This window comes from Dorea ammoniilytica (genome assembly GCF_025567415.1).
GTDB classification, from domain to species: Bacteria; Bacillota; Clostridia; order Lachnospirales; family Lachnospiraceae; genus Claveliimonas; species Claveliimonas ammoniilytica.
This window is the reverse complement of record NZ_JAOQJV010000023.1, coordinates 1-14,790: the sequence shown is the minus strand read 5'-3', so window position 1 is coordinate 14,790 and position 14,790 is coordinate 1. Positions and strand designations below refer to the sequence as shown.

Genomic DNA, 14,790 nt, shown 5'->3' with positions numbered 1-14,790 from the left:
GATAGTAAGTAGGGGCGTCAAAACTCCTACTTACTCTTTTTTATTATCAGGAGGTATATCGTGCTTTATAATGACACGCAGACGATAGCAGCAATATCTACAGCTGTTACTGAATCAGGAATTGGAATTGTAAGAATCAGTGGTGAACAGGCAATTGAGATAGCAGATCGTATATATAGAGGAAAAAATGGAAAAAAACTAGCGGACCAGAAGACGCATACGATCCATTATGGCTATATCGCAGATGGTGAAGATATGATTGATGAAGTGCTGGTTCTTATTATGAAAGGACCACATAGCTATACCGGAGAAAATACGGTAGAAATTGACTGTCATGGTGGCGTATTTGTAGTGCGAAAGATCCTTGAAACGGTAATTAAGCATGGAGCAAGACCAGCAGAACCTGGTGAATTTACTAAGAGAGCATTTTTGAATGGTCGTATTGATCTGTCTCAGGCAGAGGCAGTCATTGATATTATTCAGTCGAAAAATGAATATGCTTTGAAGAGTTCTGTTGGTCAGTTAAAGGGGAATGTTAAGCAGAAGATTGTAGATATCAGAGAAAAGATATTGTATCATACTGCATTTATAGAGACAGCTCTTGATGATCCGGAGCACATCAGTGTAGACGGGTATGGCGAGACACTTCGTGGTGTAATAGAACCTTTGATAAAGGAGATTCAAAAGTTGATAGATTCTTCGGACGATGGGCGTATTATTAAAGAGGGTATTAAAACGGTAATTGTAGGTAAGCCCAATGCAGGTAAATCTTCTCTGCTTAATGCATTGCTTGGAGAGGATCGCGCAATTGTAACTGATATTGCCGGAACAACCAGAGATATTTTGCAGGAAAATATTAGTCTGCAGGGTATATCGTTGAATATTATGGATACAGCCGGCATCCGCGATACGGCAGATATCATAGAAGAAATTGGAGTTCAAAAAGCAATTAGCCATGCAAAAGAAGCAGATCTGATCATCTATGTAATTGATTCTTCGGCGCCGCTGGATCAGAATGATTATGATATTTTGAAACTTTTGAAGGATAAAAAGTCAATCATATTACTAAATAAATCAGATCTGGAGATGCAGGTTAAGAAAAAGGAAATTATGGATGCATATCTGGGAGAAAATAAGGAAGAAAATAAATTTGATATCCCGATGATTGAAATATCTGCTAAAGAAAATATTGGGATTGATATATTAGAAAATACGCTTAAAGATATGTTTTATCATGGGGATATATCTTTTAATTCGGAAGTTTATATTACCAATGTGCGCCATAAGACGGCATTGCAGAATGCATTGCAGAGTCTGAATAATGTAATTCAAAGTATTGATATGCAGATGCCAGAGGATTTCTATTCAATCGATCTGATGGATGCATACGAGACACTTGGAAGTATTACTGGAGAAACGATAGGAGAAGATTTGGTCAATGAAATTTTCAGCAAATTCTGTATGGGAAAATAAAGATAAATATGATGTAGTAGTAATAGGTGCAGGACACGCAGGATGTGAAGCTGCTCTTGCCTGTGCCAGACTTGGGTTTCAGACAGTTGTATTTACGGTCAGTGTAGACAGCATTGCATTGATGCCATGTAATCCAAATATCGGCGGAAGTTCGAAGGGACATCTGGTAAGAGAATTGGATGCACTTGGAGGTGAAATGGGTAAGGTGATTGACCGTACGTTTATACAGTCCAAAATGCTTAATAAGTCAAAAGGTCCTGCTGTTCATTCGCTTCGTGCACAGGCGGATAAAGCCAATTATAGCAGAACCATGCGCCGTGTATTGGAGAATCAGGAGCGTTTGGATATCAGACAGCAGGAGGTTGTCCGCATACTGACTGAAGATAATCAGGTAACAGGTGTTCAGACTTATTCTGGAGCGGTTTATAGATGCAGAGCGGTCATTTTGTGTACCGGAACTTATCTGAAGGCAAGGTGTATCTATGGCGATGTAAGTTCTCATACGGGTCCTAATGGTCTGCAGGCAGCGAATTATCTTACAGACTGTCTGAAAGATGAACTTGGTATTAAAATGTATCGTTTTAAAACCGGAACACCTGCGCGAGTGGATAAGAATTCGATAGATTTCAGTAAGATGGAAGAACAGTTTGGTGATGAGAGAGTTGTGCCATTTTCATTTACAACAAATCCGGATGATGTGCAGATTGACCAGGCATCCTGTTGGTTGACATATACTAACGAAGAAACACATAGAATCATCAGAGATAATCTTGATAGATCACCGCTTTATTCGGGAATGATCGAAGGAACAGGACCGAGATATTGCCCATCGATTGAGGACAAAGTAGTAAAATTTGCGGATAAAAAGAGACATCAGGTATTTATTGAGCCTGAGGGACTTGAAACAAATGAAATGTATATCGGCGGTATGTCAAGTTCACTGCCGGAAGATGTTCAGTATGAGATGTACCGCAGTGTGCCTGGACTAGAGCATGTTAAAATTGTCAGAAATGCGTATGCAATTGAGTATGATTGTATTGATGCCAGACAGCTGAAGCCAACACTGGAATTTCGTAATATCAGCGGATTGTTCAGTGGAGGACAGTTTAATGGAAGTTCGGGATACGAAGAGGCTGCTGCACAGGGATTGATTGCAGGTATTAATACTGCGAGAAAACTGCAGAGAAAAGATGGGATTATTCTGGATCGTTCAGAAGCTTATATCGGTGTTTTGATTGATGATCTTGTTACTAAAGAAAGTCATGAACCTTATCGTATGATGACGTCCAGGGCAGAATATCGTCTTCTTCTTCGTCAGGACAATGCAGATCAACGTTTGACGAAAATAGGTCATGAAATAGGTCTTATTTCTGATGAACGATATAATCGATTACTTATGAAAATAGAATGCATCAACGAAGAAATTGAACGTGTTTCACATGTACATGTGGGAACAAGTGATAATGTACAGGATTTACTGAAGAAGTATGAAAGTACACCGCTGAATTCAGGTATATCGTTAACAGAGCTGATTCGACGTCCGGAATTATCATATCAGGCATTAGAATCTATAGATCAAGGTAGACCGGAATTTCCAGCAGATTTGAAAGAAGAGATTGAAAACCAGATAGATATCAACATTAAGTATGATGGTTATATCAAAAGACAGCTTAGACAGGTAGAACAGTTTAAGAAGATGGAAAAGAAAAAAATTCCAGAAGATATTGATTATGATGCAATTCAGAGTCTTCGTATAGAAGCAATTCAAAAGTTGAAGGAATACAGACCGGTATCAATTGGACAGGCTTCCAGAATATCAGGAGTATCTCCTGCTGATATATCTGTATTACTTATATATTTGGGAGGAAAATAGTACATGGTGATTAGTCCAAAATTTTTAAATATGATGACTCAGCTTAATATATCATTGAGCGAAAAACAATTAGAACAATTCGATAAGTATTATCAGCTTTTGGTTGAATGGAATAAGGTTATGAATCTTACAGGTATTACAGAGTATGATGAGGTGTTTTGTAAGCATTTTGCAGACAGTTTATCCATCACAAAAGCTAATGATATGAAAGAAATTGAATCGGTGATTGATATTGGTACAGGAGCTGGTTTTCCTGGATTACCACTTAAGATTGCTTTTCCTCATTTAAAAGTTACATTGTTAGATTCATTGAATAAGAGAATAAAATTTTTAAACACTGTTATTAATGAATTAGAGCTAGAAGATATTACAACGATTCATGGAAGAGCAGAAGATTTTGCCAGAAATGAGGAATATAGAGAACAGTATGATATGGTTGTATCGAGGGCAGTAGCTAATCTGGCTGTCTTATCTGAGTATTGTATTCCGTATGTAAAAATGGATGGATACTTTATACCATATAAATCAGGTGAGATTGAGGATGAACTCAATGAGAGCAAGAAGGCTATTAAAATTTTAGGTGGTAAGACACAAAAAGTAGTCCAGTTTGAACTTCCTGATACAGATATAGCAAGATCATTAGTTATAATAAAAAAAGAAAAAAGTACAGGTATGAAATATCCTAGAAAATCTGGTATACCTTCAAGAAAGCCTTTGCATTAGTGCAAAGGCTTTTGCTTACTTATGGGTAATCCACATTTTGACTTTTTACATCATATAATATTTGTAAAAAAAGTTTCCAAAAGATATTAAACATAAAAAAAATAGGCAGAATGTTTCACGTGAAACATTCTGCCTATTTTTGTGATATGTATTTTGCAGTAGTGATAATACAACTATAAAATAAGGTCGAAAGTATTTAGGTGGATAATAAATTCGATTTTTCAAATGTTTCACGTGAAACATTTGAAAACAATAAATTATTCATTAACAATGCATATAATCGAAATAAAGCGTTATGTTAATAAAGGAAACTTGCTAAATGTAATGTTTCACGTGAAACATCTATGGAATCCAGTAGTGAAACGTGGTATAATAGTCAAGCATAGAAAGGGGAAATAATATGGGAAGGATAATCGCGATAGCAAATCAAAAGGGTGGCGTAGGTAAAACTACCACGGCTATCAACTTGTCAGCGTGCTTGGCTGAAAAAGGCAAGAAAGTGCTATCAATTGATATGGATCCGCAGGGCAATATGACGAGCGGACTTGGAATTGATAAAGATTCTGTCGAAAAAACAGTATATGATATGATTATAGGACAGGCATCTATTGAAGAAGTTATCTGTAAAGATGCTTTGGAAAATCTGGATGTTATTCCGACTGGAATTGATTTATCGGCAGCTGAAATAGAATTAATTGGCGTGGATGATAAGGAATTTATCATTAGAAATGAAGTGCATAAGGTAAGAGATAATTATGATTTTGTGATTATTGACTGTCCACCTTCATTAAATACGCTGACAATTAATGCAATGACAACAGCTGACAGTGTGATTGTGCCAATCCAGTGTGAATATTACGCATTGGAAGGCTTAAGTCAGCTTATGCACACGATTGAACTGGTTAAAGAAAGACTGAATCCTGATCTGGAGATGGAAGGCGTCGTATTTACAATGTATGATGCACGTACAAATTTATCACTCCAGGTTGTTGAAAATGTAAAAGATAACCTGAATCAGAGTATCTATAAAACAATTATTCCCAGAAATATACGTCTTGCAGAAGCACCTAGTTATGGAATGCCTATTAACATGTATGATACAAAGTCTACAGGCGCTGAAAGTTATAGAATGTTAGCAGACGAAGTGATTGATAAATAAGGATTGGGAGGGGAATAATATGGCAGTAAAGAGAAAAGGACTTGGAAAAGGACTGGACAGCCTGATTCCTGAAAATAAATCGGTAAAACCTGCTGCAAAAGCGGAAAAAGAAGAATCTGTCAAAACCGGCGAACAAATGTTGAAAATAAACCAAGTTGAACCAAATAGAGAACAGCCGAGAAAACATTTTGAAGAAGACGCATTGTTGGAATTGGCTGATTCTATCAAACAGTATGGTGTATTACAGCCACTGTTGGTAAGAAAAAGAAAAGATTATTATGAAATTATTGCAGGTGAAAGACGGTGGCGCGCAGCAAAGCTTGCCGGTGTCAAAGAAGTTCCGGTTATTATTAAAGAGTATACGGAACAGCAGGCAGTGGAAATTGCTTTGATTGAGAATATTCAGAGAGAAAATCTGAACCCAATTGAAGAAGCAATGGCATTCAAAAAATTGCTGACAGAATTTAATCTGAAACAAGATGAAGTGGCAGAGCGCGTGTCAAAGAGTCGTACAGCTGTTACAAACTCTATGAGACTTCTGAAGCTGGGAGAAAAGGTTCAGCAGATGATTATTGACGATATGATCACTACCGGACACGCAAGAGCATTACTTGCAATTGATGATGAAGAACAGCAGTATCTGCTTGCTACAAAGATTTTTGATGAAAAATTAAGTGTACGTGAAACAGAAAAACTTATAAAATCATTGAAAAATCCTAAGAAACAGGTTAAAGTAGTCAAAACCGTAGAAAATGCATTCGTCTATGATGACTTGGCAGAAAAAATGAAACGGGTACTTGGAACTAAAGTTAGTATTTCACCAAAGGGGAATGGAAAAGGAAAGATAGAAATCGAATATTACTCAGATGATGAACTCGAGCGCATGTTTGAGATGATTACATCTGTACAAAAAGGAGAATAATATATGGAAAGCAAGATTTTAGCGAAGCTTGGAATCGATCCTGCATTTATATTCTTATTTATGCTGATATTGATCGTAGTGCTGTTCGTACTGTATGTGAATGTCAGTCTGAAATATGACAGACTGAAAAACAGTTATGCATCGTTTATGCGGGGAAAAGATGGTAAGAATCTGGAAGAAAGTATTCTTACAAAGTTCTCGGAACTGGATGGAATAGCTAAGATTATTAAACAGAATCGTGCTGATGTGAAAGAAATGTATCGCAGGACTGAACATTGTATTCAAAAATGTGGAATTGTCAAGTATGACGCTTTTAATGAAATGGGCGGAAAACTCAGCTTTGCCCTGGCACTTCTGGACAGTGATAATACCGGATGGATCATGAATGCGATGCACAGCCGTGAGGGATGCTACACTTACGTGAAGGAAATTCTGAAGGGTGAAAGCTATGTAGAACTTTCAGAAGAGGAAGCGGAAGCACTGGATCGAGCAATTTACAGTGAAGATTATATGAGCAGTGAGTCTGAATCAACTTCGGAAGAAAATGAAGCAAAAACAATCCGAAAAGAGCAGCCGAGAAAAGCAGCTAAAAAAGAAGTAAGAAAAGATACAAATAAAGAAATAAAAAAAGCAAGAAGATAAAGGAAAGGGAGAAAGAAAATGCTTGATATTAAATTTGTGAGATCAAATCCTGATGTAGTAAAGGAAAACATTAAAAAGAAATTCCAGGATGAAAAATTACCACTGGTTGATGAGGTATTAGAGTTAGACCAGAGGAATAGAGATATTAAAGGAGAAGTAGAAGCTCTTCGTGCTAATAAGAATAAGATTTCCAAGCAGATCGGTGCATGCATGGCTCAGGGTAAGAGAGAAGAAGCAGAGGTACTGAAACAGGAAGTTCAGAAGAGTGCAGCAAGAATTGAAGAATTATCCGCAGAAGAAAAAGAAGTAGAAGAAAAACTTAAGAAGAACATGATGATCATTCCAAATATCATCGATCCATCTGTACCAATCGGTAAAGATGACAGCGAAAATGTAGAGATTGAAAAATTTGGTGAGCCGGTAGTTCCGGACTTTGAGATTCCATATCATACAGAGATCATGGAAAGTTTTGATGGTATTGATCTGGAAGCCGCTGGAAAAGTTGCAGGTAATGGATTCTATTACCTGATGGGAGATATTGCGAGACTGCATTCAGCAGTAATCAGTTATGCACGTGACTTTATGATCGACAGAGGATTTACTTATTGTGTACCTCCGTTTATGATCAGAAGTAATGTGGTAACAGGTGTTATGAGCTTCGCTGAGATGGATGCTATGATGTATAAGATTGAGGGAGAAGACCTGTATCTGATCGGAACAAGTGAGCATTCTATGATCGGTAAATTTATCGACACCATGTTGGATGAGGGAGAACTTCCAAAGACACTGACCAGCTATTCACCATGCTTCCGTAAAGAAAAAGGTGCTCACGGTATCGAAGAACGAGGTGTATACAGAATCCATCAGTTTGAAAAACAGGAGATGATCGTTGTATGTAAACCGGAAGAAAGCAAGAAATGGTATGATGTACTCTGGAAAAATACAGTAGATCTCTTCCGCTCACTGGATATTCCGGTGCGTACGCTGGAATGCTGCTCTGGTGATCTTGCTGACCTGAAAGTAAAATCTTGCGACGTAGAGGCATGGTCTCCAAGACAGAAGAAGTACTTTGAAGTAGGAAGCTGCTCTAACCTTGGTGATGCACAGGCAAGAAGACTTGGCATTCGTGTAAAGGGAACTGATGGTAATAAATACTTTGCTCATACATTGAATAACACAGTAGTTGCACCACCGAGAATGCTGATTGCATTTTTGGAAAATAACCTTCAGGAAGACGGTTCTGTACGTATCCCTGAAGTACTTCGTCCATATATGGGTGGAAAAGAAAAAATTGAACGTAAATAATTAGACGGGTAAATAATATGCACAAATATCTTAATGCTATTGGGTATGGAGGACTTGCTTCAGAAAAACAGCTCAACAGATTGCTGCAGTATGCTGAAAAGGTATATACACATCATGAGCTGATGGCATTGGATCAGGAAACAGATTACTGCGAATATCGAATGAAAAGTTCGAAGGATATGGGAATCTGTGTCTGTGGTACCATGGATGAAGAAGAACATTTTGAAAGATATTTCTATTATCCATATTTTGAAGGAAGTGGCATTACATCTGTCGCTGATGTAACATTGGAGAGACGAATGGACCGGCATTCATTTGTAGGAATTTATGAAGATGCTAAAGTGGGAGTCAGCCTGATTTTTCATGTACAGAATGCAATAGAATGTATGCTTGCAGATGTGCGCAGGAATCATGTGCTGGATCATGTATCGATCACTTTGTCCGGACTTTGTAATGATGGCATGATTTTGCTGCCTGTATTTAAGAATCCGGATCAGGAAAAGAGAAGCAGAGAAGAATCAAGAAACAGGATGACGCTTCTAACTGCTGCGCGAAATGGTGATCCATCGGCAATCGAGAGTCTTACATTAGATGATCTTGATACTTATACTAAAGTATCAAGAAGATTGGTAAAAGAAGATGTATTTACAATTGTAGATACATATTTTATGCCATGTGGAATTGAGTGTGACCGTTATTCGATTCTTGGTGAAATTCTGAATATAAGAATGGATGAAAATGAAGAAACAGGAGAAGAAATTTATATCCTGAGTCTGAATGTAAATGAAATGAAATTTGATGCCTGCATACCTAAGGCAAATCTGATTGGCGAACCTGCGATCGGCAGAAGATTCAAGGGAAATATCTGGCTGCAGGGAATGATAAGAATGTAAGAGAAGAGTGTACAGCTTGAAACACTAAAGCTGTACACTCTTTTTGAGTCTGGTTAGAAATTACTATTTATCACATCTTCCAGTGTAATGTGAAAGAAGAAGTCATGCACCAGCGTGTAGTATTTCTCCCAGAGAGGAAGGGTTACGCAGATGTCTTTGCGATTGCAGACCTCAGCATCCGGCTGTAAGCAGGCAACGGGAGCAAGTGGACCTTCGGTCAATTCGATGATGTCACCAACGATATATTCAGATGGTTCTCTGGTAAGAATATATCCGCCTCCCTTACCACGAAGTCCTTTTAGCATTTTTCCTTTTACCAGTATCTTGATAATAATCTCAAGATATTTTTCGGAAATCTCCTGGCGTGCTGCAATGTCCTTTAATGGAATATATCCAGCATCCTGATGTTCAGCCAGGTCGATCATTACTCTTAATGCATAACGTGCTTTTGTTGAAATCATAGGATATTACCTCCGTTAATATGTCTATTATATAGCTCGTAAAAAAATTTTTCAATAAAAACCTATAAAACCTATTGACTCAGTAGGTATTTAGTGATAATATACAGCCATAGCAAACAAGACAAGAAAGTATAAAGACTTGGAAGGAGATATATCATGGCAAATATTTATCAGGGAACATTGGGATTAATTGGAAATACACCACTTGTAGAGGTAACTAATATCGAGAAGGAACTTGGACTGGAAGCAACGGTACTTGTTAAGCTTGAATACTTTAACCCGGCCGGAAGTGTAAAGGACAGAATTGCAAAGGCAATGATCGAAGATGCAGAAGCAAAGGGACAGTTGAAAGAAGGTTCCGTTATCATCGAACCTACATCAGGTAATACAGGAATCGGTCTTGCATCTATCGCAGCGGCAAAGGGATACAGAATCATCCTGACAATGCCAGAGACAATGAGTGTTGAGAGAAGAAACATCCTGAAAGCATACGGTGCTGAGCTGGTGCTGACAGAAGGTGCTAAGGGTATGAAGGGAGCAATCGCCAAGGCAGAAGAACTTGCGAAAGAGATCCCTGGAAGTTTTATTCCTGGACAGTTTGTGAATCCGGCTAACCCGGCAGTACACAAAGCTACTACAGGTCCTGAAATCTGGAAAGATACAGATGGTAAGGTAGATATCTTTATCGCTGGTGTAGGTACAGGTGGAACACTGACAGGTACAGGTGAGTACCTCAAAGAACAGAATCCGGATGTGAAGGTTGTAGCACTTGAGCCAGCTACTTCACCAGTACTTTCTGAGGGTAAAGCAGGAGCGCACAAGATTCAGGGAATCGGTGCTGGATTCGTACCGGATGTACTGAATACAGAGATCTATGATGAAATTTTCAAAGCTGAAAATGAAGATGCATTTGCAGCAGCAAAACTTCTTGCTAAGAAGGAAGGAGTACTGGTAGGTATCTCTTCCGGTGCAGCACTTCATGGAGCAATCGAACTTGCAAAGCGTCCGGAAAACAAGGGAAAAGTAATCGTAGCACTTCTTCCGGATACAGGAGACAGATATTACTCTACTCCACTCTTTACAGAATAATCGAAAGGCGTTATATATGAATTTCTCAAAAAGAAGCAGATACGGTATCAGAGCATTGATTGATCTGGCTGAACATACAGATAGTCCCTGTGCTTTGTGTGAAATAGCAGAACGAAATAATATTTCTATCAAATATCTCGAACAGATATTTTCAGTTTTAAAAAAAGCTGGTATTATAAAGAGCATCAAGGGACCACAGGGTGGTTATTTTCTGGCTGGTAATCCGGAATATATTCGAATTTCAGACATCATAGTTACACTTGACGGATCGTATTTTCTGGATGATGAGCGACTTGCTCCCGGTCAGAAGGGCGAGGCGGAAGCACTTGCAGTGCAGGAAACGGTCATCGATCCGATCAATGAAGAGGTACACAGGATACTGGATCAGCTGACATTGAAGAAATTGACAGAGCATGCAGAGCAGACTAATCAGGCTGCACAGAGTATGTATTACATCTGAAAACGGCGGAGCTTCGTGCTCCGTCGTATTTTGACGCTTAAGAGGAGGATACATTTTATGAAGTCTATTACCATTGAATCGTTGGAGAGAGCGGATAAGGACAAGGTACTTGTCGTAGATATCCGGCCTGAGGAACAGTACCAGAGAGGTACATTTCCGGGGGCAGTCAACCTTCCGATGGCAGAATTTGAAGACCGTAAGACGGAACTGGAACCATATAAAGATAAGGAAATCTATCTGATGTGTCATACCGGAGAGCGGAGTCTGGAGTATGTACAGGATTTGCTTGCAGATGGTTACGATGCCGGTAATGTCACGGGTGGATATCGGTCATATCTGAAATTAACGCTGACCAGATTTGTTCAGAAAGATTCGGAAGAACAGCTTGCGGAGCGTACCAGAGAGATTGAACGAAGCATTATTAAGAAGTTCCGCAGATCTGTCTGGAGACCCTTTACCAAGGCGTTGAATGAGTATCAGTTAGTGCAGGAGGGGGATAAGATCGCAGTCTGTATCTCCGGCGGAAAAGATTCCATGCTGATGGCAAAGGTGTTCCAGGAACTGAAGCGTCATGGCAAGGTGAATTTTGATGTAGTATTTCTGGTAATGAATCCGGGATACAATGAAGATAACTGGAATATTATTTTGAATAATGCCAAGTTACTTGGAATTCCACTGACCGTATTTGAGTCAGATATATTCGATACAGTTGCAACGATTGATAAGAATCCGTGTTATCTGTGTGCCAGAATGAGACGGGGATATCTGTATTCTAAGGCAAAAGAGCTGGGATGCAATAAGATTGCGCTGGGACATCATTTTGATGATGTGATTGAGACTATCTTGATGGGAATGTTGTATAGTGCGAAAATAGAGACGATGATGCCGAAGCTTCACAGCCAGAACTTTGAAGGAATGGAACTGATCCGTCCGATGTATATGATAAAAGAAGAAGGAATCAAGGCGTGGCGGGATTATAACAAATTACAGTTTATCCAGTGTGCATGCCGTTTTACGGAAAATTGTTCTACCTGCGGAGGCGGCAGAAAGTCAAAACGTGATGAGATGAAAGAGCTGGTAGAGCAGTTTAGAAATATCAGCAGTGTAATCGATACGAATATATTCAACAGTATCCATAATATCAATCTGAATACTGTAATCGGATATCACAAAGATGATATGAAATATAATTTTCTGGATGATTATGATACAAAAGGAAAAAAGACTGAGACGGAAGGATAAATATTCAAAAGAGGACTGACTTATGACACTTACACAGCTGAATTACATTATTACAATTGCAGAAACGAAGTCTATGAATAAAGCAGCCGAGAAGCTGTATGTATCGCAGCCGTCGCTGACGAATGCGATTAAGGAACTGGAAAAAGAACTTGGTATTACGATATTTTATCGAAGTGGGCGAGGCGTTACGCTGACCAATGATGGGGCGGAGTTTTTGTTATATGCGAAGCAGATATATGGACAATATGAGGCAATTCTTGAAAAATATGGTGAAGGTGGATCTTATAAGAAGAAATTCGGTGTATCAACGCAGCATTATTCATTTGCGGTGAAAGCATTTGTGGATATGGCGAAAGAATTCGATATGTCGAAATACGAATTCGCAATCCGTGAGACAAGGACGGCGGAAGTGATTCAGGATGTAAGTACCATGAAGAGCGAGATAGGTATTCTGTATCTCAGTGATTTTAACCGCAAATCGCTTGGTAAAATGCTGAAATCGGCAGGACTGGAATTTCATCATCTGATCGACTGTCAGGCATATGTGTATATTTGGAAACATCATCCACTGGCAAAGGAAAAGTCGATCAGTTTTGAACAGTTAGACGGATATCCATGTCTGTCATTTGAACAGGGTGATAATAGCTCATTTTATCTTGCAGAAGAGATTCTGTCTACGAATGAATATTCACAGGTGATTCGGGCAAATGACCGAGCTACGATGCTGAATCTGATGATTGGACTGAATGGATACACATTGTGTTCCGGTATTATATGTGAGGAGCTGAACGGTAATGATTATGTGGCTGTACCATTTCAGGATGATGAACAGAATCCAAACAGCGTGATGGAGATTGGATATATCACGAGAAAGAATACACTGCTCAGCAAAATGGGAGTGCTGTATGTAGAAGCTTTGAAAAAGTATTTGAATATTAGTGAGTGAATATAAAGTGCTGAGTTATAAAATAAAACTATAACTCGGTATTTTTTTTGTGTATTAGACAGTATAATCCTACTATGTTACTATGAATACAACAAAGAGAGAAACACATAAAAGATAATACAAAATATTTTAGATATTCAGGAGGTAATCATTATGGCAAATATAAACGATTCTAAAAACTGGGGATTTGAAACAAGACAGCTTCACATTGGACAGGAGAAAGCAGATCCGGTAACAGATGCAAGAGCAGTTCCAATCTACGCTACAACATCTTACGTATTCCATGATTCACAGCATGCAGCAGACAGATTTGGACTTCGTGATGCAGGAAACATTTACGGAAGACTTACTAATCCTACAGAGGATATTTTTGAACAGAGAATCGCATCTCTGGAAGGCGGAGTTGCAGCACTGGCAGTTGCATCCGGAGCAGCAGCACTGAGCTATACATTCCAGGCACTGACGAAATCTGGCGAACACATCGTAGCTTCTAAGACAATCTATGGTGGTACATATAATTATCTGGCACATACATTACCGTTAAATAATAATGTAACTACTACTTTCGTTGATCCATATGTAGAGGGATCATTTGAGGCAGCCATTCAGGAAAATACAAAAGCTATTTTCGTAGAGACACTTGGCAATCCTAATTCCAATGTAATTGACATTGCAAAGATTGCAGAAATTGCTCATAAGCATGGTCTTCCGCTGGTAGTAGATTCTACTTTCGCAACACCTTACCTGATCCGTCCGATTGAATACGGCGCAGACATTGTCGTACATTCAGCAACGAAATTTATCGGCGGACATGGTACAGCAATCGGCGGCGTAATCGTAGACGGAGGAAAATTCGACTGGAAAGCATCTGGAAGATATCCATGGATCTCCGAAGCTAACCCTAGCTACCATGGTGTATCATTTGCAGAAGCTGCGGGCCCTGCAGCGTTTGTAACTTACATTCGAGCAATCATATTACGTGATACTGGTGCGACCCTCTCTCCGTTCCACGCGTTTATATTCTTGCAGGGCCTGGAAACCCTCTCACTTCGTGTAGAGAGACATGTAAGCAACACATTGAAGATTGTAGACTACCTGTCAAAACATCCACAGGTAGAGGCGGTACATCATCCGTCACTTCCTACAGAGCCGACTCATGATCTGTATAAGAAGTATCTGCCAAATGGCGGAGGCTCTATCTTTACATTTGAGATTAAGGGAGATGCGGCTACAGCGCAGAAATTTATTGACAACCTGGCAATCTTCTCACTGCTTGCAAATGTAGCTGACGTGAAATCCCTGGTTATCCATCCGGCAACTACTACACACAGCCAGTGCACAGAAGAAGAACTGCTGGAGCAGGGCATTAAGCCAAATACAATCCGTCTGTCAATCGGTATCGAGAAAGCAGAAGATCTGATCGCAGCACTGGATGCAGCATTTGAAGCAATCAAATAAGAGATATGTGAAAAAACAGACTCATCGTCTTGCGTGATATGCTCCCTTTTAGGTAGACAAGTAAAATAATAAAAACTTGTTTCCTGAAAGGGGGTATTTTTTTGAGTAGAAAAGTTAAGTACAGCATAGAAGAAAAACTAAATG

13 protein-coding genes and 1 pseudogene are annotated in these 14,790 nt (G+C 39.1%); 13 read left to right on the top strand and 1 reads right to left on the bottom strand.

The genetic code is table 11. From position 1 onward, the window contains the following. Positions 1–60: 60 nt before the first annotated feature. The 8 genes and pseudogenes from mnmE (at position 61) to OCV65_RS12295 (ending at position 8,990) form a co-directional block, all read left to right on the top strand. Positions 61–1,473: a tRNA uridine-5-carboxymethylaminomethyl(34) synthesis GTPase MnmE gene (gene mnmE / locus OCV65_RS12330; protein ID WP_330666941.1), complete on the top strand. Its 1,413-nt coding sequence runs from the start codon at positions 61–63 to the stop codon at positions 1,471–1,473. After that, positions 1,439–3,346, top strand: a complete 1,908-nt coding sequence (mnmG, locus tag OCV65_RS12325) for a tRNA uridine-5-carboxymethylaminomethyl(34) synthesis enzyme MnmG (RefSeq protein ID WP_262582297.1) — start codon at positions 1,439–1,441, stop codon at positions 3,344–3,346. The genes mnmE and mnmG overlap by 35 nt, the downstream gene beginning before the upstream one ends. 3 nt (positions 3,347–3,349) lie before the next feature. Continuing rightward, entirely contained in the window at positions 3,350–4,069 is a 720-nt protein-coding gene (gene rsmG / locus OCV65_RS12320) for a 16S rRNA (guanine(527)-N(7))-methyltransferase RsmG (RefSeq protein ID WP_262582295.1), read from the top strand. Positions 4,070–4,469: 400 nt separating this feature from the next. Beyond that, on the top strand, positions 4,470–5,228 hold the full coding sequence (locus OCV65_RS12315; protein ID WP_118384462.1) for a ParA family protein: 759 nt from the start codon (positions 4,470–4,472) through the stop codon (positions 5,226–5,228). Between the two features lie 19 nt (positions 5,229–5,247). Continuing rightward, positions 5,248–6,150, top strand: a complete 903-nt coding sequence (locus OCV65_RS12310) for a ParB/RepB/Spo0J family partition protein (RefSeq protein WP_262582294.1) — start codon at positions 5,248–5,250, stop codon at positions 6,148–6,150. A 3-nt stretch (positions 6,151–6,153) separates the two neighbouring features. After that, positions 6,154–6,660 (top strand): annotated as a pseudogene (locus tag OCV65_RS12305) (DUF4446 family protein); the annotation flags it as partial. Between the two features lie 150 nt (positions 6,661–6,810). Beyond that, positions 6,811–8,097 (top strand): serine--tRNA ligase, encoded by a 1,287-nt coding sequence (gene serS, locus OCV65_RS12300; protein WP_118384465.1) that lies wholly within the window; start codon positions 6,811–6,813, stop codon positions 8,095–8,097. Between the two features lie 17 nt (positions 8,098–8,114). Beyond that, complete coding sequence (locus OCV65_RS12295) at positions 8,115–8,990, top strand: DUF3881 family protein (RefSeq protein ID WP_262582293.1); 876 nt, start codon at positions 8,115–8,117, stop codon at positions 8,988–8,990. Between the two features lie 53 nt (positions 8,991–9,043). Here the strand turns inward: OCV65_RS12295 and OCV65_RS12290 are convergent, their stop codons facing one another. Then, the gene (locus tag OCV65_RS12290; RefSeq protein ID WP_262582292.1) at positions 9,044–9,451 is read right to left on the bottom strand and encodes an RrF2 family transcriptional regulator; all 408 of its coding nucleotides are present in this window, start codon (positions 9,449–9,451) and stop codon (positions 9,044–9,046) included. A gap of 156 nt (positions 9,452–9,607) precedes the next feature. Here OCV65_RS12290 and cysK point away from each other — a divergent pair, with 156 nt between their 5' ends. From cysK to OCV65_RS12265, 5 genes are all read left to right on the top strand, one after another. Then, positions 9,608–10,540: a cysteine synthase A gene (gene cysK / locus OCV65_RS12285; protein ID WP_118453070.1), complete on the top strand. Its 933-nt coding sequence runs from the start codon at positions 9,608–9,610 to the stop codon at positions 10,538–10,540. Positions 10,541–10,556: 16 nt separating this feature from the next. Then, positions 10,557–11,000, top strand: coding sequence for an RrF2 family transcriptional regulator (locus OCV65_RS12280; RefSeq protein WP_118453069.1), 444 nt, complete (start codon positions 10,557–10,559; stop codon positions 10,998–11,000). Between the two features lie 57 nt (positions 11,001–11,057). Beyond that, positions 11,058–12,242, top strand: coding sequence for a PP-loop family protein (locus OCV65_RS12275; RefSeq protein WP_262582290.1), 1,185 nt, complete (start codon positions 11,058–11,060; stop codon positions 12,240–12,242). A 22-nt stretch (positions 12,243–12,264) separates the two neighbouring features. After that, positions 12,265–13,188: a LysR family transcriptional regulator gene (locus OCV65_RS12270; RefSeq protein ID WP_262582289.1), complete on the top strand. Its 924-nt coding sequence runs from the start codon at positions 12,265–12,267 to the stop codon at positions 13,186–13,188. A 153-nt stretch (positions 13,189–13,341) separates the two neighbouring features. Further along, positions 13,342–14,646: an O-acetylhomoserine aminocarboxypropyltransferase/cysteine synthase family protein gene (locus tag OCV65_RS12265; RefSeq protein ID WP_118453066.1), complete on the top strand. Its 1,305-nt coding sequence runs from the start codon at positions 13,342–13,344 to the stop codon at positions 14,644–14,646. Positions 14,647–14,790: the final 144 nt, after the last annotated feature.